Here is a 25,305-nt window from a genome sequence, read left to right on the forward strand (position 1 = left end):
AAAGAAAAAAGTAAATAATTATCCTGGGAGTATCAAAAAAATCCAGGTTAAGCTAGAGAAGAGAATCAGAGTCAGCTTTAGGCCTGAATGGGTGAAAGGCAAAACTGGTTTTCAAGCGGGAACATTCTAATTTTGGCATTGTCCTTACTCCATGCTGCGAATTATTACTCAGCAGGCAAACGTTAGAACCGAACTACAACGTATCTGCGAACGTGTACAACGCGCCGAAGGCGAACGCACCCAGGATGAACAATTGCTTCATAAAGAAGCAACCGTGCGGGAAGTGTTGCAGGCAGTTAAACGCCAAGGCGATAAAGCTGTACTGCACTACATAGCCGAATTTGACCATCAAACCTTGCAACCAGAAGAACTACGGGTGACTGGTTCAGAACTGGATGCAGCTTACCAACAGGTATCAAAGGATTTGTTAGCAGCTATTCAGCTAGCTTGTCGCCAAATTGAAGCGTTTCACCGTCAGCGAGTACCAAAAAGCTGGGTACACTTTGGCGATGATGAAGTAGTGCTGGGTAAACGCTATACACCTGTAGATCGGGCAGGTTTATACGTTCCTGGAGGTCGCGCTTCCTATCCCAGTACAGTGTTAATGAATGCTATTCCAGCCAAAGTAGCAGGTGTACCCAGGATATTGATGGTGACACCAGCACGAGGAGGGAAAACGATTAACTCAGCGGTTCTAGTAGCTGCACAAGAAGCTGGGATACAAGAAATTTACCGCATTGGGGGCGCTCAAGCGATCGCAGCTTTAGCTTACGGTACAGAAACTATCCCGAAAGTGAACGTGATTACTGGACCAGGTAACATTTATGTCACTTTGGCCAAAAAGCTAGTCTATGGAACAGTGGGTATTGATTCTTTGGCAGGTCCTAGCGAAGTGCTAATTATTGCCGATCAAACAGCCAATCCCGTTCATGTAGCCACGGACTTATTAGCGCAAGCCGAACATGATCCAATGGCTGCGGCGATTTTGTTAACCACAGATGCTGGTTTGGCAAAAAAAGTCCAAGTGGCTGTAGATAGACAACTGGTGGATCACCCACGACGGATAGATACAGAAAAAGCGATCGCCCATTATGGCTTAATTGTGGTAGTTGAATCCCTAGAAGCAGCAGTAGAACTCTCCAATGAGTTTGCACCTGAACATCTAGAGTTAGAAATTAAAGATCCTTGGTCTTTAATTTCTCAAATCCGCCATGCTGGAGCCATTTTCCTGGGTTACTCAACACCAGAAGCGGTGGGAGACTATTTAGCCGGACCCAACCACACCTTGCCGACTTCTGGTGCGGCTCGTTATGCTTCTGGATTAGGCGTGGAAACTTTCCTCAAACATTCTAGTATTATCCAATACTCACCAACTGCACTGAACAAAGTAGCTAATGCTATTGACTCTTTAGCTACATCTGAAGGTTTAACTTCCCATGCTGATTCAGTCAGAAGGCGAGTTCAGGAGGCAGAGTAATTTAGAATACCTATTTTACTTGAATGCGGTTGACAACTGCTACTCCATAGCTCACTATCGTTACCTTGTGTATTTACCAAAATAAAGCTCACATTCACAAAATTATTGGTGTGTATACCAATAGAATCTTTAATGTGATCATTTAAGAGGTCTACTCTTGAGGAGAAAAAAGCGGTGTTAAACACTATTTTAGTAGCTCTGGATGGTTCGGAAATTGCTGAACGAGTAATTCAGACTTTAGGTTATTTGGTATTATCGCCAAACACTAATGTGATTCTTTGTCATGTATTTCCTGCACCAGAGTCAGAAATAGAATTACCCGCTGATCGTCCTCAGCCAGATTTACCAAACTTTTCTTATTTTAATATTGATAAGCAGATGCAATCTTACCAAGAAAGATTATCAGTTAAAAGTGAGTTAGAACTAGTTATGGGTGATCCTGCTGATGAAATTATTCGACTAGCTAATATTTACAAAGCCGACTTAGTTGTGATTGGAAGTCGCGGTTTAACGGGAATGAATAGAATTGTCCAGGGTTCTGTTAGCACTCAAGTAATGGAAGCAGCTAATTGTTCAGTGTTAGTGGTAAAACCAGCGAGAAACTAGGGTAGTACTAATTCAAAATATAGATTTTCTTCGAGATAAAGACACAAAGAAGCAGATTTTTCTTGTAAAGATGTGTCTTTTCTAGCTACTATAGTTGTTCTAATTCTCAAATACTTTTAAAATACAGCAGATAACGCAAAAACAAATGTGCCTGTACAATTCATGTTAGTAAATAGTGAATAAGTGTATTTGGTCAGACTTACGCAAGTGTCACACTTGAGTTTTCCCCAAACACTCCACCTCTAATTTAAATCCTGGTTGGAATTGAAAGTTTTTCATTATTATTTATGAATACCATTAAAGTAGAGACGTTTCATGCAACGCCTCTACAAAAATTTATCATGATTTATTTGTTGGTTGGGTTGAGCGGTAGTGATACCCCAACAGTAATTAATGTCCGTTGGTTTGTTGGGTTATGCCTTCTGCACACTACGTTAAAGTTCCCTTACTTCGCAATGCTAACGCGAACAACCCACCCTTCATTAAACAAGCTATTCCTGCGTTATTATGCGTTCAGATATACCTTTTCAACCTCCTGTATTGCGTAAAAATTCACGCAAACTCAACAAATTCAGCGTCTGACCTAAATTCAAAGGTAAAATAGATATCCCTTCCAAACGAGACTGTACCCAACCTTCCCCCCAATACCACTCATGAAAACCGTCAATTCCACCGCTGAGTAGCAACCGCAGACAATTGGTTTTAGCTACATCTACGTGATGATGGATTTGAACTAGTCCTGTGGCGGTAGTAAAATTAGATCCAGATGTTAATTTTCCCGGCATTCCCAGAGAAAAACTTTGTCCTACTAGCCATTTTTCCAATTGTGCTGGGAGTAATAGACTGTTGTGAATTGCATCAGCTGATGCTTGGATTTCAATTCGCAGTTGGCTCTGTTGAATAGTACCTAACATGGTAATTGGTAATTGGTAATGGGTGATTGGTGATTGCGAAAATTCCCCCCATCTTCCCCAGTCACGAAACGACCTAAAATAGAAAAGTCATCTTGTTAAGAATTTTAAGGGTTTTCATGGCGGATCAATTAATGCGGGCGACAGCAGCAGATGGGGGTATTCGGGCGGTAGGTGTGATTACTACACGCTTAACGGAGGAAGCACGAGTACGTCATAAACTGTCTTCTGTGGCTACAGCAGCACTGGGAAGAACGATGTCAGCAGGTTTGTTGATGGCTTCTAGTATGAAGCGTGTTGGGTCTAGGGTCAATGTGCGGGTTAGGGGCGATGGGCCTTTAGGTGGTATATTGGTAGATGCGGGCTTGGATGGTACAGTAAGGGGCTATGTGCAGAACCCAACGGTGGAATTGCCTCCTAATGCTAAAGGTAAGCTAGATGTTAGCGGTGCTGTGGGTAGTGGGTATCTCTATGTTGTTCGGGATATTGGCTATGGTTATCCCTACTCTAGTACACTTGAACTTGTTTCAGGGGAAATTGGCGATGATGTTGCTCATTATTTGGTAAATTCCGAGCAAACACCTTCAGCTTTGGTTTTAGGTGTGTTTGTGGGGTCTGGTGGGGTTACTGCATCTGGGGGTCTACTGGTACAAGTGTTGCCTAAAGCGGCTAGAGATGAAGCTTTGGTGGCAATGCTGGAATCAAGGGTATCTGCTTTATCCGGTTTTACGCCGTTGTTGCAAGCTGGAAAGACGCTGACTGAAATTTTTGGTGATTTGCTGGGAGATATGGGTTTAAACATCTTTCCAGAAAGTCAGATTCTACGCTTCCATTGCGGTTGTTCTTTTGACCGGGTGTTAGGAGCGTTGAAAATGCTGGGGGGAGCAGAATTACAAGATATGATTCTTAAAGATGATGGTGCAGAAGCAACTTGTGATTTTTGTGGCACTGTTTATCAAGCAAGTAGTGATAATCTAGCACAACTAATTGCTGATTTAAAGAAGGAAGTTTTTATTGCGGAATAGGTATAAAATAATACCAAAAATCTAACATATAAATGTTATCTGTGGAGATAGAAGATGAAAAAAATAGCTTTTTAATGATGAGAAACAAAGTTACTATGGCAAAAATGGAATTATCAGTGTGAGAATGGCTGCTATTCAACTACTTTGGTGTGAGAGGATGACAGATCGGCATATTTCAGATAGTTGGTCTCCAGCCAGAGCCAGAAAGCCAGATCAAAACACAAGATTATCCCGAACTCCAGAAGTCGGGACTACTCAATCATCTGGTGTCCCAGCTACTGGTTCTAAATTTAAATTAGTGACGCAACAACAAGAGAAAAATACAGAAGGATTACTTATAAAAACCTATTCAGATAAGACCTTTAAGCTCAGTAATATAACTGATAAATTGCCAAGCTGGATGAAAAGCTGGGTGCTGTGGTCAATAATGTTGACGTTAATTCCTAGCAGCATTGGATTTGTATCAATGTCAATATTGCTCAAGCTGCCATCAGCACCAAATTGTCCAGAGATATTTTGGCCTTTAGCTAGTGCATCGGTGCGCTTACATTGTGCTCAATTGGCAGCTTCTAAGCAGACGGTAAATGATTTACTGCAAGCGATCACACTAGTGAAGGAATTGCCACAGAATCATCCACTCAGAGGGCAAATTAATAGTTTTTTAGAGGAGTGGTCACGGGATATATTACGGTTGGCTGATCAGAGTTTCCAATCTGGTAATTTAGAGGAAGCGATCGCTACTTCACGGCAAATTCCTGAAGATTTGGAAGGTCGGAAAATAGTAGAAGAGCAAATTACTAAATGGCTGTTGATTTGGTCAAACGCAGAAGAAATTTACCAAGAATCATTAAAAGAACTGGGTCAAAGGCATTGGCAATCAGCTTTTATCCTGTCATCCAAACTTCTGCGCGTTAATAATAAATATTGGGCAACTACTAAGTATGATGAACTAAATCGCATCATTGTCACAGCACGGGAAGATGGTGATAGCCTCTACAAGGCTGAAGGTTTAGCAGATAGTCGCTCAGTAGATGATGTCCTAGCAGCTATTAAGTTAGCTGAGTCTATTAAGTCGGATAGTTATCTATATCAAAAAGCGCAGGAATTGATTCCTGTATTTGGACGCAAGATCCTGAAATTAGCACAAGCCAAGATGGATAAGCGGGATGCGGATAGAGCATTAGAAATTGTGCGCCAAATTCCATCTATTCCTGAATTTCAGTCAGAAATTGATGATTTTGTGGTTTTGGGTGAAGCACAAAGGAGTGCTTGGACAGGAACGGTTTCTGGTTTAGAGGCTGCTATTTCCCAAGCCCAACAAATTGATGCTTCTAGGGAAGTATATGAGAAAGCACAAGAACTGATTGCGCGTTGGCAATTAGAAATTCAAGATGTTTCTCGGTTAGAAAAAGCACGAACCCTGGCTAGTCAAGGTACTATTAACGAGTTAACGGCGGCAATTTCCGAAGTGCAGATGATTCCCGATAGTAATCCTCGTGCTGAGGAAGCACGTCAGGAGGTGAACCGCTGGCGTGGACAAGTAGAGTCTATTGAAGATAGACCTTACTTAGAACGGGCTGAACAAATAGCTTTATTAGACGATATTAGTTCCTTACAGGCTGCGATCGCAGAGGCAAATCAAATTCGCTCTGGTCGTGCATTATATCCAGAAGCACGGAAAAGAGTCCGTAACTGGACTGCTAAAGTACAACAAATTCAAGATCAACCTTACTTAGATCAAGCACGAATCATTGCTGATAGCGGGGATTTAAACACTGCTATTAGAGAAGCTCAAAAAATTGCTTCATCGGGAAGGGCGCTTGCTAGTGAAGCACAAACAGCCGTTGATACTTGGCAAGAACAAATCCGCGCTCAAGAAAACTGGAAAAAAGCTAGAGAAGTAGCAATTACTGGCACACCAGAAGCTTTAGCAGAGGCAATACGGTTAGTTGACCGGGTTTCTAATCGTAACGTTTTACGCATGGATGCGAATGTGGCTATTGATCAATGGAGTCAACAGTTGTTACAAATGGCACGTTCCCAAAGCGAGTTTGATGTTTCTAAAAGCATTGAAACTGCTAGGTTAATTCCTCGTGGTAGCTCTGCTTACAGAGATGCTCAGGAGCAAATTAGAACTTGGAAACAATTTATCATACCTCGGACACCACCTATACCATCTTCTGAACCATCACCTGAAGCTGAACAATATCCATCATCAATTAGTGATGGCTTGTAATTGGTAATTGGTAATTGGTAATTAGTGAAAAAACGATTATCTATGTTTTAGCCAAAAGTTAGACTTACAGGGTTATGTTTGAATTAGCCAGCCCAAAGAACACCAAAAATACATAAAATCTAATACTCTCTATCATAGCACAGAAACAATTTTGCAATAGGTCTATTAAGAATAAAAAAAGGGGACTGTATTAAATCAGCCCCTTTTTTTGTTGAATATTATTCACTTAGTGCTACTTTAACCCAAGTGCAAAAAGCGCGAGTTGCGGCCATTTGTCCAATCTTTGTACTTTCTGCAATAAATGGAGGAATTTCTGTGATTTGGATAGGTGCAAAAGTATGGCTAATTTGGATTCCTGAATATTGCCAATTTGTCAGGATGTAGATTCTTAATCTAGTTCCGTTAAAACGCCAAAATTCAGGAATTCCCATTGCAGTATAAAGCTTAAGTTTATCTATTTTAGGTCCTGAATATTCTACTTCTAGCACTAAGTCTGGTGGTGGATAACATGCTAAATCAATATTCTATTTTTCTGTGACTAATAATTCATTTTGGATGTAATAACTGCTATCTGGTTCTACACCATATTCTAAATCATCTCTGGTTAATGTAAGTGAACCAGAACGGTTAACTTCTCACCCCAATTTTTCACAGAATACCCCAACAGAAATCTCAATTAAACGATTGGAGTTTTCATGGGGTTTTTGTGGAGTCATAATTTATAGATTTCCCTGGTGGTAAGAAATTCCATTTACCCGTTCTGAACCAATTTCACCTAGCATGGTTTTAAATGTCTGCCAGCTGATGTTGTCTAGTAAAATTCTGGTTTCTGTCGGTGTTGCTGTTGTTACCATATTTCAAGTTATTTACTATCGGGACTTAAACAAAAGTTAAGAGTAAAAAGGAGTACAATGGGATTTAGCTGTAGATTTCACGTTAAAAGAAGCTGATGAAAGAAACCACTGCCACAGCAATGTCACCATGGTTTAAAAGATGGTGTTAAAGGTTTGATGGTGTATTTCTCATCAAGCGCAAAAAAGAGAGTTTAGACATTATTTAGGGGGATGATTGGGTGAAAGTGAGAGAAAAAACCTATTTAAAATGGCAGAGAATACCCTAGGGGTGACCTACCACCGATTACACCACGTTTTAACTGAAGCACCTTGGTCCATTTCCCAAGTCAATGACCGTCGGTTAGAGATGATGAACAAGTGTAGTCAGATGAGAATCACCAGAGGATTTAGCTTAATAATTGATGATTCTGTCCATAGAAAAAGGGGGAATTTTAGGGATGGAGTAGGAAGACAATATATTGAAGAAATTGGGACAAGGGATAATGGAATAGTAGTAGTAACAACACATCTATATGATGGCAGTAAAAGCTTACCATTACATATAGAGTTATATCACCACGCTGATTCTTGACCCAAAGGGAAACAAGACCCTATATTTGAGAATAAACCTGAGTTAGGAATTAAATTAATAGATCTGACCTTGAGCCGTGCTTATCAACCAGGAATAGTAATTATAGATCCTGGATATGGCCACAATAGCTCTTCCTTATTAAAGATAGAAAATCGGCATTTAAAGTATTGAGGAGGATTAGCTAGAAATCCCAAAGTCCTTGCCAGTGACTAAGAGGATAGTCCACAAATAATTAGGTTATATAAATTAGCACAAAGTTTACCCCAAGAGGCTTTTACAGAAATTCAACTGCAGTTAGATAAACCCAAAACATTATGGGTAGTAACTAAAGAAGTAGAAATATCAGCCTTAAGTGGAAAGGGGAATATTGCTATCTTCATCAAGGCTTCGACTTTCTCTCAAGCCACTGATATTGGCGACTTTATGCCCAATATTTCTTCATCAATTGTCACACCCCCATGGATAGTTGATACATATTCTCAAAGAAATTGGGTAGAAGTTGTTTACAGGGAAGCCAAGGGATGGTTAGGACTCAAAGAATATCAAGTTGGAGATAATAGCAGTTGACTGCGCCATTTTATTTTGGTTTGCTGTGCCTACACTTTTATTCTTTGCCATCAGTGGACTGGAGGATTAAGACCAAGGTGGGCTAAGAAACCTTTGAATACCTTGACTGAAGCTTTAGAAGCGTTGAGAACAGCCATATCTTTTCTATTTACTGATTGGTTCAACTGGAATCCGGACGTGTTTCCTTCTTATCAAGCTAGTTTGGGCTGCATTTGGGCTTGATTTTTGTTTCAGTTCCGCTATCTAAATATGTTCTTTGCGGTCATCCTTCTCTTTGCGATCTCTTCTCTGCACCTTTGCACCTCTGCGTGAGAAAAAAATCCTATTTTTGAGCTTGAATTTGTCTAACTACCGTCAAAGCTGAATAACTGACTCCTGCTGTACCTTCTCCTGGATGAGTGGAATCACCAACTAACCACAAATTATTAATAGGTGTACGATTAGCAAAACCAAAGGGTCCAAAGGTAGGAATTCTTTGACCAATTCCACCAACAATTCCCTTTTCTCTACCTGTATAATGAGCAAAGGTGAGGGGTGTTGCAGCTTCTACATGAATGATGGTTTCTGGTTTTAAATAGAAATATTGGGAAAGTTTGGATATTGCATCTTGGGTAAATTTCTCTTTTAACCCTTGATAATCTTGAGTATTCCACCAGGGAGTAAAATCAACAAAAGAAGAAGCGATAATTGTCCCTTTTCCTGCTGGTGCGCGGCCATCTCCAGGATGACTTACAGATACAAACAAAGAATTATTTTCACCAATTGGTCCCTTGATGTCATACATAAATTGTAGATGGGGGGGACAATGATAAGGAATCGCACTGGCATCTACACCCAAATAAACTACAAATGCACCGGAAGCAGGCGGTAATTTTGCTACTCTTTGTTTATATCTAGATGGGGCTTTTTCTCCTAATAAGTCTACTAAGTTCTGCACAGTGACGTTAGCAATTACATAATCTGCTGTTTGGATCCAAACTTCCCCTGTTTTCTGATTTCTAATCACTACACTGTTAGCTTGGCCATTTCCCACGTTGATTTTTTCGACGGTATGACACATTAATAATTTACCACCGTCTCTTTCTAAGGATTGTACCAAGCGATTGCTCAATACTTGCATACTACCTTGGAGATGATACAATCCTTGTGGCGATTGAGATACACTCAAAGCCGTAGCCGCATAAAGTAAAGCTGTTTCTTCCGCACTGACTTGGGAATATAACTTCAGTTGTAAATCTAAAAATGTCCGCAGTCGCTGGTCATTCCGTAAACCATATAAACGTAAAGCATCCCCCACAGTAAATAAGGTAAAGGGTGCACTGATGAAGGTACTAGGACGAACTGCTTGACTTAACTGCCAAAAGTCCCATAAATTCCGTGGTGGTAAAACGGGGTCACGTCCTTGAAATTCCCAACTAGCTTTAAATAAAGTTGCTAATAATTGCCAAAAGGGTTCACTACGAGGAAATTCTTTTTGGCGTTCTTGTTGCCATTTTTCAGGATCACGCCAAACATTAATAGGTGTGGACTCACCAGGAAGATACACTGCACAAGCGGGGTCACAAAAAGTAGCTGCGGGTAACTCAATTCCTAATTCTGAGAAAATGCGGTCATGTATGCCCCCAGGTTCTAACCCAGCAACTTGAGTTGCACCCACATCAAAGGTAAACCCTTGGCGTTTAAAGGTGGAAGCACAGCCACCGGGAACTAAAGCCTGGTCGAGAATTAATACGCTGTAACCTTTATGTGCCAATAATGCGGCGGCTGTTAGTCCACCTATGCCCGCACCGATGACGATGAGGCGGGATTGCTTTTTGTTAAGGGATAGGCTAGGCATGGATAATGAATTTTACAATTCTTAATATTACTACTCATAATTTTAAATTAAATCTGGCGGTGTAGGAGTTGCGAAAGAATGGGATTTGCGAGCAGTTATACTGATCTTTACTAAGCTAGTAATTATACTGCAATAATAGGCAAAAGTCAAGGTTTAGAAACTCAGGAATTAGCGAGCGCAATTATTGCTAAGAATCTTAACCCCACAATTATTAACCCTGATTTCCTTAAATGCAGGGAACAGGTAATAGGGTTAAAAGATTCTTGATATATATCTTTGTTCTTAACTTTTGTACCTCATTGACCTGCAATTTGCTGTAATTAGACTGTTAAAATTACATACAATAATTTTTTTGCATTATTAATTGTTCTACTAGAGCGATTACAGCTTCAGCTACAGATGCCGTCTGTGTGGCATTGACATTGACCATAAGAGGACGATTATTCTCATCCATATACCCCAGGGCAAAGAAAATATCTTCGTCACTCTATGCACCAGAACAGTGCGTATGGGTAACACCAATAATCATAGGAATCTGCATCCGTTGATTCATAAAAGTAATAATTTTACGTGCTTGGCGAAATTCACCAGGACGATGGGCTGCTATCAGTAACATATAAGCATGAGTCTTGCAAATTAAAATATCCCACATAAGATCAAAGCGAGATTGACCGGGTGTTCCATAAAGGTTTAATGCCCTTTCTGGAAGAAATTGCAACCGACCAAAATCAAATGTAACTGTGGTTCTTGGTTTCAATAATACTGTTTCGTCAGTTGCACGGGTATGTGTATCTACAACTTCAATTTCACTGATAGAACGGATAAGAGTAGATTTTCCTGCTCCTACTGTTCCCCTCACAACCAACCGCATAATCTCCATATAATATTTTTCTCAGAAAATCTGAAGTAGATAATTAGTAAAACTTCCCCACACCTTTCGTCCAGCTTGTAATGAGCCTTGTCGAAGTACGCTCACAGAAGCCGTACCCCTTAACCCCAACCATGAAAAAATTAATCTGCTTACCTAAAAAATGTCCCTGATCTAGCATTATCTTCAAAGGATTGAATTTGATTTATAAATTTACTTGCCAATATAGGGAATAAAAAATTTTTCCACCAATGATGCAAGAATGCCAGATAAGGGAATTTTCATTTAAATTGACATCTTGAATACAACTATAAACTAAAGCAAAACTGATTTTATCTCAGTAATAACACGCTTAATTTCTAACATTAAAAGTCCTTGATTAGCGGTTTCACTAGCTAAAACTAGCAAAACTGCATCTTCACCACAACCAGTTAAAATACCAAAGCCTTTATTTCCTTCTAAAAAGATACGATTAACCGTACCTCTAGCTAATTCCAGACCAATGCGTTTGCCTAAAGATAGCATGGAAGCTGACATTGCTGATACTCTTTCTTCATCTATAGCACCAGGCAAGCTTGCACCAAAAGGTAAACTATCAGGGGTAACAAGGGCTGATCCCTGAACACCAGAGGTAGCAGTCGCAAAGTTTTGCAAAATCATGCCCAGTTTTTCTGTGTTGATTGCTATTGCAGGGATTCTCTATTAAGATTAGTACTTAGTACGAGTTAAAATTTGGGAGAAAATCATGAATTCAGGTTTGGAATTCATGTCATATACACTTGTTACTCAAAAGGAATAAATTCAAACACATCATGAGTACCACCTCTGAGTAGACATTCACTATGTACTCCCTTGAAACGTTTACCAATTAATTGCTCAATAGCACCCCAAACTGCAGCCATAGTAAAAGTACATTTGCGGGGTGAGTTTGGCGGTTCACCAGCAGAACAAAAAGTTTCAGAAGTATAGACTTTAATGTTTTCACCTTCAGCAATAATTCTCTCAACTATGCACAAACCAGTACCGTCCTTACCCAAAGCCATATTTAATTTAGATGCTGCATCATCTAATGACATTGAAGATCCAACTAAACCCAATTCTTCAACTAACTTTTTCCCCCTAGCACGACCGGCTGAATTCAAGGCAATGGCTGTCTCTTATTCTCTTAAAGCATCTTCTATACCTGTAATAGCTGCTTTGAAGCAAACAATACTACTAAAGTCACCCAATTGTTGTCCTCAAGCTGACATAATTTAAATTTCTAGGTAGAGAATTGTGGATATTAATATTTACGTTCTTAAGCTCTGGATCTTGTGGAAGAATATTTTGTTATCCTGAACTTGTTTCTAAATATGGCTAATTATTGTGTGGAAATTTTGGAAATAAATTAGCTAGGAATTTTTTGCTTAATTAATATTCTTCATTTCTAATTTGATACTTCTACACCCTAATTTATTATTGATGATGTACCTGATGTATCCATGGCATATTCGCATTTTATAGTCAATAGGTAAACAACCGAAATGGTTTAGACTACAAGGGAAGAAGAAAAGAAAAAAGTAAATACTATACTGAACTTTTCGCAAAATACAATCACATTTTGATGCTTAAAAACTATCAATCAAGTCCAGAGAATTTGCATTGAAAACTAACTTAGTTTCTGAGGAAACCAACCAGGCTCTTGAGAAAAGATTGACTAACGGTACTTTCTTGTTTGCTACGCTCAAATTTTATGTCAATCATTGTGGATTCTAATTCATATAGCTCATCTGGTGCTTCTAAAATAATGGAAACTTCTTGTACCAGACCAACAACTATGAGTCGAAATGCGACTTGTTGGATTTTTTCCACAGGCTCACCTAACTGTTCCGCGATCACTATAATTGAAACTGTGCCTTTGGTGAATTCCCAAATTTGCCATTCTATTTGATTTAAGCTCAATTGAGGCTTACTATAGGATTGTGTTTATAAAAGGACAAGTTAGATCTGGTAATTTGTCTTCCAGTATTTTCCAATTACGCAGAACTCTTAGACCTTTGAGTCTAACTTTTCTAGGTATAGTAGTCAGACCTGTCATTTCTGAGGTAAGTATAGGCGTTCTCGTATCAAACTTAAACGATCCATCTTACAATTCAAATAATTTACAAACTTGATTCAAAACTTGATTAACTAAATAACATTTTTAATTGCTGCGCATTTAATATTCCTTGTAATTTGACACACAATCCGGTTGGTTAATGAATTGCATAGACATCTGTAATTCGAGCGGCTGCACGTGCACTGAGCCAACAGCAAGGTTGAATGATAGATAACAATCCCTGTCCATCTAGTCTATTAACCGCAGCAACAATGAGTCCTTGCTTAAACCAAATGTAAAAATTTTCCCCTTTCAGAGACGAATTAGGTGATTGTGCTTTAATAGTTAGCCGTCCTGTTTGGTTTCCTTGCTCAAGCAGCTGAAAGATTTCAGGGAGCGAAAGTTCAGATAAAAATCCTGAAATAGCCATATCGTACCCTTTGTGAAGTCCTACATTTAGAAACATAGAACCGAAATGTGTAAAACCTGTGCAGCAAATTTGCTTAAGTGTAATGATTAGTGTAAGTAATAGTTCATCAGTAACCATTCATCAGTTATACCCCCTACTATTACCACAATTCAGTGGGTATAAACTACCCATTCTAAATCTCTGACAACCTTATACTGTATTCAATGTGTTGGACTAACATGCGATCGCAACTGTATTATGAATTAATAGCGTTAAGCATATACTAAGAATAAGCTTTATCTATGTTGAGTTTTATAAATAATGTAAAATGTTGGTTGTCAGGAATTTGTTAAATTTAACTTGGTGAAATATGTTACTTTTTACGTTCGGCTGAATTGCTAGAACAGTGCGGTATAAATTTTGGTCTGGTCTAACCGAAAACAGAGTCTGGGGTGTAGGGAAAGATGGTTTTTCCCACACTAAAAGGTACAAGCCCAGATCCTTTACTTCATTCAGGACGCTTCGCGATTTATTGATGGAGGGAGAAGACAAAAGTGTGTTCGCGTAACGAAGGTATCGGCAAGCAACCGTAACTCAAGCCCCCTGGATTTATCCGTGGGGTCCTAAATTTTTAATTTTTAATTCCCCGAAGGGGTTGACCTATCAGAACTTTCTTAAAAGTAAGGGATTTGAGACTTGTGATTTACTCCATTAAGGGGGTTGTTTTAAAAGTAATTAGTTGTGATTATAGACACTAATTATTCCCCCTAACCCCCTAAAAGAGTAGGGAACTATAGTCAAAGTCCCCTTTTCTATCTAAGGGGTATTTTAGGGAGATATAAGGATTTGTGATACATACAGCAGATTGCAGATCCATGAAGTACAAAATCTAAATTAAAACCTAGACAGCAAGAGAGTTTTACTCCTGACTCTTGACTCCTGACTTCTGCTGTACTGAAGGACTTTTAAAACATCCTCTAAGGGGATTGTAAGATATAAGAAGTAAGATAGCCCTCACCTCACCACTACCAATGACATCAACTCTGTTAAAATTTCCTCGACTTAATGCTCCCAAGGTGCATCATTTACCAAATGGTTTAACCATCATCGCCGAGCAAATGCCAGTACCAGCAGTTAACCTTAATCTATGGGTAAACATCGGTTCTGCTGTGGAGTTAGATGCTATTAATGGCATGGCTCATTTTTTAGAACATATTGTTTTTAAGGGAACAGAGAGACTAGCCAGTGGTGAGTTTGAACGTCGAATTGAAGAACGCGGCGCTGTTACTAATGCCGCTACTAGCCAAGATTATACACACTATTATATTACGACTGCGCCGAAAGACTTTGCAGAATTAGCACCATTGCAAATAGATGTTGTTTGTAATCCTAGTATTCCTGATGATGCTTTTGAGAGAGAACGCTTAGTAGTTTTGGAAGAAATCAGACGTTCACAAGATAACCCCAGACGGCGGATTTATCGCCGCACAATGGAAACCGCTTTTGATGTTTTACCTTATCGTCGTCCGGTACTCGGTCCAGAAGCAGTAATTTCTCAAGTTACACCTCAGCAAATGCGAGATTTTCACCATACCTGGTATCAACCGTCTTCTATAACTGCGGTTGCCGTCGGTAATCTACCAGTAGAAGAATTAATAGAAATTATTGCCGAAGAATTTAGTAAAAATAGTCAAAAATCAAAAATTAATAATCAACAATTAACCGTTAGTCAAGAACCTGCATTTACAGAAATTGTGCGTCGGGAATTTACTGATGAGAGTGTACAACAAGCCAGATTAATAATCCTATGGCGAGTTCCTGGACTCATGGAATTAGATGAAACATACTCTTTAGATGTGTTAGCAGGAATTTTAGGACATGGACGTACATCTAGATTAGTCCATGATTTGCGAGAAGAAAGAGGACTTGTTTCCTCAATTGCTGTTAGTAATATTAATAATCGACTGCAAGGGATATTTTCTATTTCTGCTAAGTGTGAAGTAGATGATTTAGAAGCAGTAGAAGCTGCAATTGCTAAACATTTGTATACAATACAAACAGAATTAGTAAAAGAATCAGAAATTTATCGTGTACGGCGACGGGTAGCCAATCGGTTTATATTTGGGAATGAAACACCAAGTGAGCGCTCCGGTTTGTATGGTTATTATCAATCTTTAATAGGCGACCTAGAAGCAGCATTTAATTATCCCCAATATATACAAGCTCAAAATACAAATAACTTAATCCAAGCTGCACAGAAATATCTTGACCCCAACGCTTATGGTGTAGTTGTGATCAAACCTGTTAAGTGAACAATTACAGCAGATTGCAGATCAGTGAAGTACAAAATCTAAATTGAAACCTAGACAGTAAGGGGAACATCCCAAATGTTTAAGTTCATTATCATCCTGTAGCTTGCTTCCCACAGGGTATGAAGCACAGCCCAATGTTAGCGAAGGGTGCCGGAGGCTCTAGCATGTCGGAAATTCTTCACTTCACTCCATTCCCTATGCCTTACGCCACGCTTCGCTAACAGAATGACAATTTATCATATTTTTGCAAAATTGGGATGCTCCCGAGAGTAAGAGACTTTTACTCCTGACTCGTGTTGTATAACTTATCAGTTATCAATGGTTTAATAATATTAAATGTTAACTGATATCTGAATATGTGGATTGAAATTGACGCTCATATTAGCCAGGTGACAGGAGAAAAATTCCACTCTTCACAACGGCTATCTGTAAGTGGTGGCTGTATTAATCAAGGTTATGCACTCAGTGATGGCAAAACAACCTATTTTGTGAAACTTAACCAAGCCTCTCAAGGAGAGATGTTTGCAGCAGAAATGCTGGGGTTAGAGCAAATGTACAACACAAATACTATCCGCGTTCCTCAACCTCTATGTTGGGGAACTACAGCTAATTCTAGTTATATAGTATTGGAATGGCTAGAAATGGCCAATGGTAATAGCAAATCTTGGCAAAAAATGGGGCGTAACTTAGCAGCAATGCACAAAATCAGCAGTAACCGAGGTTTCGGCTGGAACATGAATAATACTATCGGTTCTACCCCCCAAATTAATACTTGGAAATCTGACTGGATAGAATTTTACATTCAACATCGCTTAAGTTATCAATTTCAGTTAGCAAAGCGAAAAGGAGAGAATTTTGCTTTACAAGATCAGTTATTAGCGGCTATTCCCGAATTATTAGCAAATTATCAAGTACAACCTTCCTTAGTGCATGGTGATTTATGGGGAGGAAATGCAAGTTTCACCGTTGATTATGAACCCGTAATTTTTGATCCAGCAACTTATTTTGGTGATAGAGAAGTTGATATTGCTATGACAGAGTTATTTGGTGGTTTCCCACCAAGTTTTTATCAAGGATATCAAGAGGTATTTCCTTTAGCTGAGGGTTATGAAAAACGCAAGACCCTTTATAATCTATACCCTATTTTGAATCATCTTAATTTATTTAGTGGTGCTTATGCTTCCCAAGCTAATCAAATGATTGAGCAAATTTTCAGAATGTATGAATAGGATTAACACAAGTCTCACACTCAATATTTCTTAACTTCTCGAGTTATAAAATGTGAAATGAAATACTATCAATTACAAACCAACATCTTACCTAATTATTACCTTAATGACCTGTGGGGAGAAATTAATGCTAGTCCTTACTTTGTTATCAACAACCTCAACCGTGATTTTATCAATACCAAAGGCTTTTCCGTAGTTTTTCAGCGTCAAGGGCTAACAACAGTTGAACAAAAATTTCCCTTTTTTAAACCTTATCTAGATTTAGCACTTCAGCCTAATTGTAATGCTTTTTATCTCAATCCTTTGCTATTAAAAGAAGGTTCTCGTGTAGATCCGCACATAGATCGTTCCTTGCGTTCTTACTGCAAAACCATTGAACTACCTCACCTTGTCAGTGTTCTCTATGTGCGTGTACCAGAAAACATGGAAGGGGGAGAATTGGTTCTAAAATCGCCTAAACGCCAAGTTGGACAAGTTAAACCTCAAACCAACTCCTTGGTTTACTTTCAAGGTGATTTAACCCATTCAGTTAACGCAGTCAGAACCAGCGGATATCGCTTAAGTTTAGTTTGTGAACAGTATAATTTAAGTGGGTATGAACTTGAAGAAATACCGGAATTTACCTTAGAATCAAGAGCTACAGAATCAAGAGCTACTCAATCTGCAACTAAAAAACGAAAATATGGCTACTAAATATAGTAAATATATTGCATCTTGCCATTCCTAAAAACCATGTTGCTAAACAACGGCTATCGAATAATCCGTAGTCTTGGATGAGGTGGGTTTGGTGAAACATTGCTTGCTCAAGATACCAATATGCCATCACACCGTCTTGGTGTGGTAAAATAGCTAAAACCAATTCAAAATAATCCTCAGATTTACCAAATAGTATAAGAGCGATTCCAACTAGAAGCAGCTATTTTAGAAGCACTGGGTGGCATATCTGAACAAGTTCCTACTTTATATGCTTACTTCTCTATTAGTGGAGAATTTTACTTAGTTCAGGAGTGGATAGAAGGGGATACTTTAAAAGCAAAAATTCAAGAATATGGATTATTTACTCAAAGGGCACTTGAGGAATTATTAATTAATATATTACCTAAGGAAGGCCAGTTTATTCTAGTGATTTATAATTACTAGTCAGGAAGAAGGGGCGACAGTTAACTTATACAGTGATTATCCCTAGCCTAGGAGAAAAAATCGCACTAAAGATAAATTTGCTGAAGAAGCTTTTACTTACTTGAGAGAACACCATGAAGATAAGGAATTTTATCGGATTGAGAAAAATAGTGATCGCTCCCGTTGGAGATATGCCTAAACAGTGATTATGCAAACTAGCTGTGTAGCAATATTGATCGATCCGTCCCTTAATGGAATGGAATCATAACGCCATCATGAAAGAGGGAGGAAAAGCATTAGGACAGCTAGTAGGTGCAAAGCTGATTTCTGCCAAATCGTAAATCACTAGGAAACATCCCATCACTAGATCGTCCAAGTATCTGGTATACATTGGGAAGGGATCTCGCGTGTAACGTTTCATGACAACAAAACTGTTAAACAACCGCTATCAAGTTATCCAATTACTCGGTGCAGGTGGCTTTGGGGAAACCTCTCTTGCAGAAGATACCCATTTACCTTCTCGTCGTCGCTTTCTTATCAAAGAACTCAAGCCAATTAACAATGATCCAGAAACTTCTCAAATAATTCAACAACGGTTTGAAAGAGAAGCGGCTATTTTGGAAAATTTGGGAGAAACTAGTGATCAAATTCCCAAACTTTACGCTTATTTTCCAGAAAATGGCAAATTTTATCTTGTCCAAGAATGGATTGAAGGTCAAACGCTCACCAATATTATCCAATCAAAAGGCAAATTAAAAGAAACGATTGTTCGAGAAATTCTTTTAAGTTTGCTACCAGTTTTAGATTATGTTCACAGCAAAGGTATCATTCATCGAGATATAAAACCAGATAATATAATCCTTCGCTCCCAAGATAATAAACCAGTTCTAATTGATTTCGGTGCTGTTAAAGAAACAATCCGTACAGTCATCAATCCTTCAGGAAATCCCCTACAATCCATAGTCATAGGTACACCAGGGTATATGCCCAGTGAGCAAGCTATCGGTCGTCCAGTTTATGCTACGGATATCTATAGTTTAGGCTTGACGGCAATTTATCTGCTCACAGGTAAACAACCCCAAGACTTAGAAACTCATCCCCAAACGGGTCAAGTACTTTGGCAACAATACGCTGCTGGTATATCACCAGAAATGGTACAGATACTTACTCAAGCTATTGAACCACGTCCGAGCGATCGCTACACCACGGCCAGTAAAATGCTCTATGCTTTAAAATCTGGTCATAATACTGATCATAATAATTATATTTCTTCCCATGCTCCGACTACCCGCGCCACAATTAGTCTTAGCCCCCCTCCTCCTACCAGCCAAACAACCCAGCCAATCTATTCACCTGCAAGAACTCCTGTTATCAGAGAAGTTAACAATCCTGCAAACGGGCAAAAAACCGCTGTAATTCTTGGTAGTTTGCTGGTGAGTAGTTTGATTGTTGCAGTAGGAATATCCAACCGTCAGCCACAACCTTCAGCCCCAGTCGCTACTAACTCCACAGTCACAAGAGAAACCCAGACTCCCACTGTTGTACTTACAAATTCCCCAGTTGCTAAGGAAGTTTCCCCAACACCAGTAATTACACCAACTCCTTCTACAGAACAGCAACTCATTTCTAATCCCTTACCAAAAACTAATTCTGCACAGGTATCAACACCACCACCAGTGGATAAACCCGTAATTCAAGATACTCCCACTCCCACAGTCAGATCAACACCCGAAGTAGAAATACAACAACAGCAATCTCAGCCAGCTGTAGTTCCCACAGCCGAGGTATTTTCAGATTCCCAGAAAAAGCCAGGTAAGCAAAGAAAAGAATTACCTGAACAGTTAGCCACCAACATCAGGCAAACTGTACCAGTATTTCCCACAGGGACATCCAGAAATAGTGTAGAAGCAGCACTGGGGAAACCAAAAAAAGATTTAAGGGGACTATGGTCGAATACCCGTGCTATCACTTATAAAGTAGTACCAAATCAAATTGATTTAGGCTACTTATTTGACCGTGACACTGGTAGAATCAGGCAAACCGAAGCGGCTTTTGCTTCATCAGTAGATAATCAAGTTATGCAAACAACCTTAAATGGTTTATTAGCTGGACAAGCCACAGCAGAAATTAAACAAGGACTCCAAAAAATTCAACAGCGTCAGATAGATAATTTTAAATTTACGAAGGGTTCTGTGAAAGGTCAAATAGTGCGGCAAAATTGTGATTTCATCTACATCAGTATTTGGGATGCAGATTTACATGATTTTGTGAATCCGTCAGACGGTAAACAATGTTAAACAAGTCAAAAATAAACACCAAAAAAGGAGTCTTTTTTAGACTCCTTAATTAACTAATTAATCATTCCTAATTCCTAATCACTGAATAATGCTAAGAATTAGCAATTACGAATTACTTAATGACTACAGTACCACCAGCTTCAGCGATGCGCTTCTTGATGTCTTCAGCAGCGTCTTTAGCAATACCTTCTTTAACTGGCTTAGGAGCAGCTTCTACTAAGTCTTTAGCTTCTTTCAGACCTAAACCTGTGATTTCACGGACAATCTTCAGAACTGCAATTTTCTTATCAGCAGGTACAGCTTCAAGAATTGCATCAAATTCGGTCTTTTCTTCTACAACTTCAGCAGCAGGAGCACCAGGAGGCGCCATCATCATCATGCCACCAGCAGGTGCAGCAGCACTTACACCAAAAGCTTCTTCAATTTGCTTAACTAGTTCAGAAGCTTCCAACAAGGTCAAAGATTTCAATTGTTCTAAAATTTGATCGGTTGCAGCAGACATGGATATACTCCTAAAAAATTTTGATTTGTTTTCTGTCAGTTTTCATTAGTCATTAGTTATTAGTTTTTACTAACAGGGTTTAACTAATGAAAAAGTTTTATTCACTAGCAGTTTCAGTGCTATCGCCATTTTCTTTATCAGCAACAGCCTGAACAGCGCGAGCCAAGGAACTGGGAACTTCGTTGATACCCACAGCAAGTTTAGTAGCCAAAGCGTTGATAGATCCAGCAATTTGCGCCATAAGTTGTTCCTTAGATGGCAAGTCTCCTAAAGCCTTGACATCTGCTTCTTTCAGCAGGCGACCGTCCATAACACCGCCACGAAGTTCTGTCTTCTTGGAGGTTTTTTGGAATTCTTGGTAAGCCTTAATTGCTGAAGAGAAATCTTCTTTAACTAGCAAAAAGGCAGACGAACCTTTTAGTAGTTCTGACAAAGGTTGCCATTTTTCATCTTCCTGAATGGCGATACCCATAAAGGTGTTTTTAGCTACCTTACAAACAGTGCCACTAGGACGTAAACGCCGCCTTAAGTCCCTGATTTCTGCAACTGTTAGACCTTGGTAATCAATTACCAGTGCTAAAGTTGACTCGCTCAAAGTTCCTTTGAGGTCAGCTACTATCTCTTTCTTGTTTTCTAACGTTCGACCCATTATGTTTTCACCTCCAAGGGCAAAATCTTATTCAGTTATCAGTTATCAGTTATCACTTTTAACTGTGTTTACAGTTGACTGACCTGCGGAAAATAATAAACCCCAGCTATCTTGGCCGGGGTTTCACAGAGGTACTTTTAATGCTGTAGTTCTCACATTGTTATTGAGCAAACTTCAGTCAGTTAAAATTAACCTCGGCAGGATCTTAAGCTGTTAGTACCTGCTGTCTCCGGCTTTGCTTATTTAATTTTGGATTTTGAATCTTGGATTTGAGATTAAAAGTTGATAATTAGGAGAAAATTCACTTCTCTATTTACCAACTCTCAATCTATAATCTAAAATTATACAGCTTCAGTCAGTTGTAAATCTCTTAGGGCGCTGATGTCGATTTTAATCGAAGGACCCATGGTGGCAGAGACGTATAATGTACGCCAGTAACGCCCTTTTGCTCCTGAAGGACGGTTACGATCAATTGTCTCTTGCAATGCTTTGAGGTTGATTAACAAATCTTCTGGCGAGAAGGATGCCTTACCAAACATAACATGGACAATACCAGTCCGATCAGCACGGAATTCCAACTTACCCGCTTTGAACTCTGCGATCGCACCACCAACATCATTTGTCACTGTACCACCTTTGGGTGATGGCATCAAACCACGAGGACCAAGCAATTTACCAAGTTTTGCCACCATTGGCATAACATCAGGTGTCGCAATTAGCTTGTCAAAATCCATCATGCCTTTTTGAATTTGATCAATCAGTTCTTCTGAACCAGCTATGTCAGCACCTGCATTAGTGGCTTCTGTTACCTTTTCACCTCTAGCGATAACTGCCACACGCACTATTTGTCCTGTACCTTTAGGCAGTGCTACTGTTGTTCGCAACTGTTGATCTGTATACTTGGGGTCAATTCCTAGCCGGATATGAGCTTCTGCGGCTTCGGCGAATTTAGCCGTTGCTGTCTCTTTTAACATATCCAACGCTTCTAAGGGTGTATAATCCCGATCTTCTACCTTGTCTTGCAACGCCTGTAAACGGCGTGATATTTTCTTTCCCATTTTTTGCTCCTGGGGTGATCTCGAAGTTTCTCACCTCTCCCCCGATACGATTTTTTATTAGTCAGTTGTCAGTTGTTCAGTTGTCAGTTGTTATTTTTTATGTACTGTCACCTGTCACCTGTCACCTATTAATCTGTGATAGTAACACCCATGTTCTTAGCTGTTCCTGCCACAATATTCATTGCTGCGTCAATGTCGTTAGCATTGAGGTCAGGAAGTTTGGTTTGGGCGATTTCCTTTAATTGAGCTTTACTAATGCTCCCAACTTTCTTTTTGTTGGGTTCATTAGAGCCTCGTTCAATTTTCGCTGCCTTGCGAATCAAAACTGATGCTGGGGGTGTTTTGAGTACAAATGCAAAACTCCGGTCTTCAAAAACCGAAATTTCTACGGGTATCACCATTCCAGCTTGGTCTGCTGTTTTGGCGTTGTACTCTTTGCAGAACATCATGATGTTAACGCCGTGTTGACCCAATGCTGGGCCTACTGGCGGTGCTGGGTTGGCTTTTCCAGCATTCAGGGCCAGTTTAATGACCGCTACTACTTTCTTCGCCATTTGGATTTAGCTCTGTTTTTCTACCTGATTAAATTCCAATTCTACTGGTGTATCTCGTCCAAAAATCGAGAGCAGAGCTTTTAGCTTACTCCGTTCTGGCGAAACTTCAATCACCTCGCCTTCAAAGTCTTTAAATGGACCAGAAAGTACCATTATCTTATCACCTGTAGCCATATCAATTTTGACTACTGGCTCTTGTTCACTGGTTTGTTTGAATATACGTTCTACTTCTGAGTTGCTCAGGGGTACTGGTTTAACGTGACCCCGACCCTTGCCGGTACCACGTTTTTGTTCTGCTCCCACAAAGTTAATTACATGAGTAGTGTTGCGTACCACCTGCCAGGTGTCATCATTCAACATCATCCGCACAAGCACATAACCAGGAAAGACTTTCTCTTCCGAGGGCTGGCGCTTACCATCTTTACGGATTTTTACCGTTGGTGTGTGGGGGATTTCCACTTGAATGATTTTGTCAGCAACATCAAAGGTTTGGATGCGCTGCTCTAAGTTTGTCTTCACGCGCTTTTCACAACCAGAGGCTACTTGCACCGCATACCAGCGGGCTTCTTTTATCGCTGCTTCGAGTGCTTCCTCTGACTGTAAAGCATCCCGTGGTTCGTCTGTTGCAGAAGTCATCAGAATACCTGTTTTGCTGCCCAAGCAAACAATCCATCGACCAAATATATCAAAGATGCGGAGAGTGTCACCATTAATAACACAGCTGCTGATTCGCTCACCAACTGCTTACGACTGGGCCATACCACTTTTTCAAGTTCTTCTTTTGTTCCTTGGAAGAAATTGTTTAAGCTAAACCCATTTCCGGTTTCTGGCATTTCTGCTTCGTTTTTTTTGGCCACGGTCGTTATACTCCCCGTTTCTTACATAGCTACAGTTCATAATGCCATACCAAAATATGGACATTATATTTTGTACGGATGATTAATTAATCATCCCTTCTGAGTAAGGCTTTTGCAATGCTAAACCTTCTCACAGGCGAACTGATCGCCTATACTATCCCTAATCCTATTTTGGGGGACAGTGGGACTACATTTACCCTTATCCTTTATGACTGTTTATTATCAACCATGTTTTCTTGCTCTTATACGTAAGTTTAAGTTTTTTTATAGCGAGTAACGCTTCTTTCTTGTAGTAGCAGGACTTTCACCCTTTGGTTTGATAGTCAGTCTTATGTTTGGATGTTGAGGATAAAAGTATTGAATAATTTGAACACCTTGTTATTTTGCACCAAGGTTTACAGGTTTAACCTAATGTTATGGAAACAAGAAAGCTGCAAGTAAAAAATAATTAGACCCGAAATAATGAAATCTGGCTGCTAAAATAATAGCAGCAGATGCGTTTTTGTTTCGGGCTATGTTTTTTGCTTTTGAGCGCGCCCTGGAGGACTTGAACCCCCGACATCAGGTTTTGGAGACCTGCGTTCTACCAACTGAACTAAGAGCGCACAAGCTGTCTTTGTTTCAGTGATTGCGCTGAACTTTTTTAGTCTAACACAACTTCTTCGTGAATGTAATTTAATTTTTCAGAAAAAGCAAATTAGCGGCAGATGCCGCTTATAGATTGAAATTCCTCTCCTGCTAGGACACAGTGAATCACAGGGCGCGGTCAAACCGTTGCTTAATCCGGGTGGCCTTACCGACGCGATCGCGCAAATAATATAGTTTAGCGCGTCTTACTTTACCACGACGCAAGACTTTGATGTTGTCAATACGAGGAGAGTGCAACAAAAATACACGCTCAACGCCAACACCTTGAAAAACGCGACGGACGGTGATTGTTTCATTGATTCCACCATTGCGTTTAGCGATTACCACTCCTTCATAGGGTTGGACGCGGAATTTTTCCCCTTCCTTAATTTTAACTCCTACCCGTACTGTATCACCTACATAAATGACAGGTAGGTCGGATTTGATGTGTTCCGCTTCTATGGAATGGATGATCTCTTGAGCGTTCATAATCTTTTGATTTCCTGAAAAAAACCCACGATCACCAATAATAAATCCATAACTGCCTGAGAGTCCAGAGATTTAAGATTGTTGATTTTTCGTCTGGTGTGTGTAACCACTTAAAGATTCTTGCTTTCTTCCACTATAGTTTTGCTACTTACTATGGTACAGATAAAAGTATGC

Annotated in this window: 20 protein-coding genes, 1 tRNA gene, 5 pseudogenes and 1 other annotated feature; of the genes and pseudogenes, 10 read left to right on the top strand and 16 right to left on the bottom strand. The window is 39.6% G+C overall.

Annotation, left to right across the window (positions count from 1 at the left end; translation table 11 throughout):
* Window positions 1-151: 151 nt before the first annotated feature.
* Together hisD and AAZO_RS04975 are read left to right on the top strand one after the other, a co-directional pair.
* The gene (gene hisD, locus AAZO_RS04970) at window positions 152-1,477 is read left to right on the top strand and encodes a histidinol dehydrogenase (RefSeq protein WP_013190405.1); all 1,326 of its coding nucleotides are present in this window, start codon (window positions 152-154) and stop codon (window positions 1,475-1,477) included.
* 174 nt (window positions 1,478-1,651) lie between these two features.
* Entirely contained in the window at window positions 1,652-2,083 is a 432-nt protein-coding gene (locus AAZO_RS04975) for a universal stress protein (protein ID WP_013190406.1), read from the top strand.
* 527 nt (window positions 2,084-2,610) lie between these two features.
* Here the strand turns inward: AAZO_RS04975 and AAZO_RS04980 are convergent.
* Window positions 2,611-2,997 (bottom strand): hypothetical protein, encoded by a 387-nt coding sequence (locus AAZO_RS04980; RefSeq protein ID WP_013190407.1) that lies wholly within the window; start codon window positions 2,995-2,997, stop codon window positions 2,611-2,613.
* Window positions 2,998-3,113: 116 nt separating this feature from the next.
* Here AAZO_RS04980 and hslO point away from each other — a divergent pair, with 116 nt between their 5' ends.
* Window positions 3,114-4,019: an Hsp33 family molecular chaperone HslO gene (hslO, locus tag AAZO_RS04985; protein ID WP_013190408.1), complete on the top strand. Its 906-nt coding sequence runs from the start codon at window positions 3,114-3,116 to the stop codon at window positions 4,017-4,019.
* A 157-nt stretch (window positions 4,020-4,176) separates the two neighbouring features.
* The gene (locus tag AAZO_RS04990; protein WP_041642617.1) at window positions 4,177-6,255 is read left to right on the top strand and encodes a coiled-coil domain-containing protein; all 2,079 of its coding nucleotides are present in this window, start codon (window positions 4,177-4,179) and stop codon (window positions 6,253-6,255) included.
* A 218-nt stretch (window positions 6,256-6,473) separates the two neighbouring features.
* Here AAZO_RS04990 and AAZO_RS04995 read toward each other — a convergent pair.
* Window positions 6,474-7,109: pseudogene (locus AAZO_RS04995) on the bottom strand (Uma2 family endonuclease).
* Window positions 7,110-7,204: 95 nt separating this feature from the next.
* On the opposite strand from AAZO_RS04995, the pseudogene AAZO_RS28825 reads away from it, so the two are divergent.
* A pseudogene (locus AAZO_RS28825) lies at window positions 7,205-8,469 on the top strand (IS701 family transposase).
* Between the two features lie 100 nt (window positions 8,470-8,569).
* On the opposite strand, the gene crtD reads toward AAZO_RS28825, so the two are convergent.
* The 6 genes and pseudogenes from crtD to AAZO_RS25885 form a co-directional block, all read right to left on the bottom strand.
* Complete coding sequence (gene crtD, locus AAZO_RS05005; protein WP_013190410.1) at window positions 8,570-10,084, bottom strand: C-3',4' desaturase CrtD; 1,515 nt, start codon at window positions 10,082-10,084, stop codon at window positions 8,570-8,572.
* A gap of 334 nt (window positions 10,085-10,418) precedes the next feature.
* Window positions 10,419-10,964 (bottom strand): annotated as a pseudogene (locus AAZO_RS05010) (GTP-binding protein).
* Between the two features lie 303 nt (window positions 10,965-11,267).
* Window positions 11,268-11,639 (bottom strand): roadblock/LC7 domain-containing protein, encoded by a 372-nt coding sequence (locus tag AAZO_RS05015; protein ID WP_041639492.1) that lies wholly within the window; start codon window positions 11,637-11,639, stop codon window positions 11,268-11,270.
* 95 nt (window positions 11,640-11,734) lie between these two features.
* Window positions 11,735-12,181: pseudogene (locus AAZO_RS05020) on the bottom strand (hydrocarbon-binding protein).
* 424 nt (window positions 12,182-12,605) lie between these two features.
* Window positions 12,606-12,893: a hypothetical protein gene (locus AAZO_RS25880; protein ID WP_049790552.1), complete on the bottom strand. Its 288-nt coding sequence runs from the start codon at window positions 12,891-12,893 to the stop codon at window positions 12,606-12,608.
* Between the two features lie 293 nt (window positions 12,894-13,186).
* A complete protein-coding gene (locus tag AAZO_RS25885) occupies window positions 13,187-13,576 on the bottom strand; it encodes a DUF4388 domain-containing protein (RefSeq protein WP_049790553.1) in 390 nt (129 codons plus the stop codon).
* A gap of 893 nt (window positions 13,577-14,469) precedes the next feature.
* Between AAZO_RS25885 and AAZO_RS05030 the strand changes: the two genes are divergently transcribed.
* From AAZO_RS05030 to AAZO_RS05045, 5 genes and pseudogenes are all read left to right on the top strand, one after another.
* Window positions 14,470-15,750, top strand: a complete 1,281-nt coding sequence (locus AAZO_RS05030; protein ID WP_013190413.1) for a M16 family metallopeptidase — start codon at window positions 14,470-14,472, stop codon at window positions 15,748-15,750.
* Window positions 15,751-16,106: 356 nt separating this feature from the next.
* Window positions 16,107-16,979 (top strand): fructosamine kinase family protein, encoded by an 873-nt coding sequence (locus AAZO_RS05035; RefSeq protein ID WP_013190414.1) that lies wholly within the window; start codon window positions 16,107-16,109, stop codon window positions 16,977-16,979.
* Between the two features lie 57 nt (window positions 16,980-17,036).
* Window positions 17,037-17,672 (top strand): 2OG-Fe(II) oxygenase, encoded by a 636-nt coding sequence (locus AAZO_RS05040; RefSeq protein ID WP_013190415.1) that lies wholly within the window; start codon window positions 17,037-17,039, stop codon window positions 17,670-17,672.
* Window positions 17,673-17,711: 39 nt separating this feature from the next.
* Window positions 17,712-18,080: pseudogene (locus AAZO_RS36920) on the top strand (hypothetical protein); the annotation flags it as partial.
* Between the two features lie 437 nt (window positions 18,081-18,517).
* Window positions 18,518-20,395, top strand: coding sequence for a serine/threonine-protein kinase (locus AAZO_RS05045; protein ID WP_013190416.1), 1,878 nt, complete (start codon window positions 18,518-18,520; stop codon window positions 20,393-20,395).
* 112 nt (window positions 20,396-20,507) lie between these two features.
* Here the strand turns inward: AAZO_RS05045 and rplL are convergent, their stop codons facing one another.
* From rplL to rplS, 8 genes are all read right to left on the bottom strand, one after another.
* Window positions 20,508-20,897, bottom strand: coding sequence for a 50S ribosomal protein L7/L12 (rplL, locus tag AAZO_RS05050; protein WP_013190417.1), 390 nt, complete (start codon window positions 20,895-20,897; stop codon window positions 20,508-20,510).
* Between the two features lie 97 nt (window positions 20,898-20,994).
* Window positions 20,995-21,546, bottom strand: coding sequence for a 50S ribosomal protein L10 (gene rplJ, locus AAZO_RS05055; protein WP_013190418.1), 552 nt, complete (start codon window positions 21,544-21,546; stop codon window positions 20,995-20,997).
* Window positions 21,547-21,631: 85 nt separating this feature from the next.
* Window positions 21,632-21,797, bottom strand: a sequence feature (ribosomal protein L10 leader region).
* 90 nt (window positions 21,798-21,887) lie between these two features.
* Window positions 21,888-22,604, bottom strand: coding sequence for a 50S ribosomal protein L1 (gene rplA, locus AAZO_RS05060; protein WP_013190419.1), 717 nt, complete (start codon window positions 22,602-22,604; stop codon window positions 21,888-21,890).
* Window positions 22,605-22,732: 128 nt separating this feature from the next.
* Window positions 22,733-23,158 (bottom strand): 50S ribosomal protein L11, encoded by a 426-nt coding sequence (gene rplK, locus AAZO_RS05065; protein WP_013190420.1) that lies wholly within the window; start codon window positions 23,156-23,158, stop codon window positions 22,733-22,735.
* 6 nt (window positions 23,159-23,164) lie between these two features.
* Window positions 23,165-23,794, bottom strand: a complete 630-nt coding sequence (nusG, locus tag AAZO_RS05070) for a transcription termination/antitermination protein NusG (protein WP_013190421.1) — start codon at window positions 23,792-23,794, stop codon at window positions 23,165-23,167.
* Window positions 23,794-24,015, bottom strand: a complete 222-nt coding sequence (secE, locus tag AAZO_RS05075; protein ID WP_013190422.1) for a preprotein translocase subunit SecE — start codon at window positions 24,013-24,015, stop codon at window positions 23,794-23,796. Before secE ends, nusG begins: the two co-directional genes overlap by 1 nt.
* Window positions 24,016-24,547: 532 nt before the next feature.
* Window positions 24,548-24,620, bottom strand: a tRNA-Trp gene (locus tag AAZO_RS05080).
* Window positions 24,621-24,768: 148 nt separating this feature from the next.
* Window positions 24,769-25,131 carry a 50S ribosomal protein L19 gene (rplS, locus tag AAZO_RS05085; RefSeq protein ID WP_013190423.1) on the bottom strand — a complete coding sequence of 121 codons (363 nt, stop codon included), beginning with the start codon at window positions 25,129-25,131 and terminating at the stop codon, window positions 24,769-24,771.
* Between the last annotated feature and the right edge of the window lie 174 nt (window positions 25,132-25,305).

Origin of the sequence: 'Nostoc azollae' 0708 (genome assembly GCF_000196515.1) — a bacterium.
Classification (GTDB): Bacteria; Cyanobacteriota; Cyanobacteriia; order Cyanobacteriales; family Nostocaceae; genus Trichormus_B; species Trichormus_B azollae.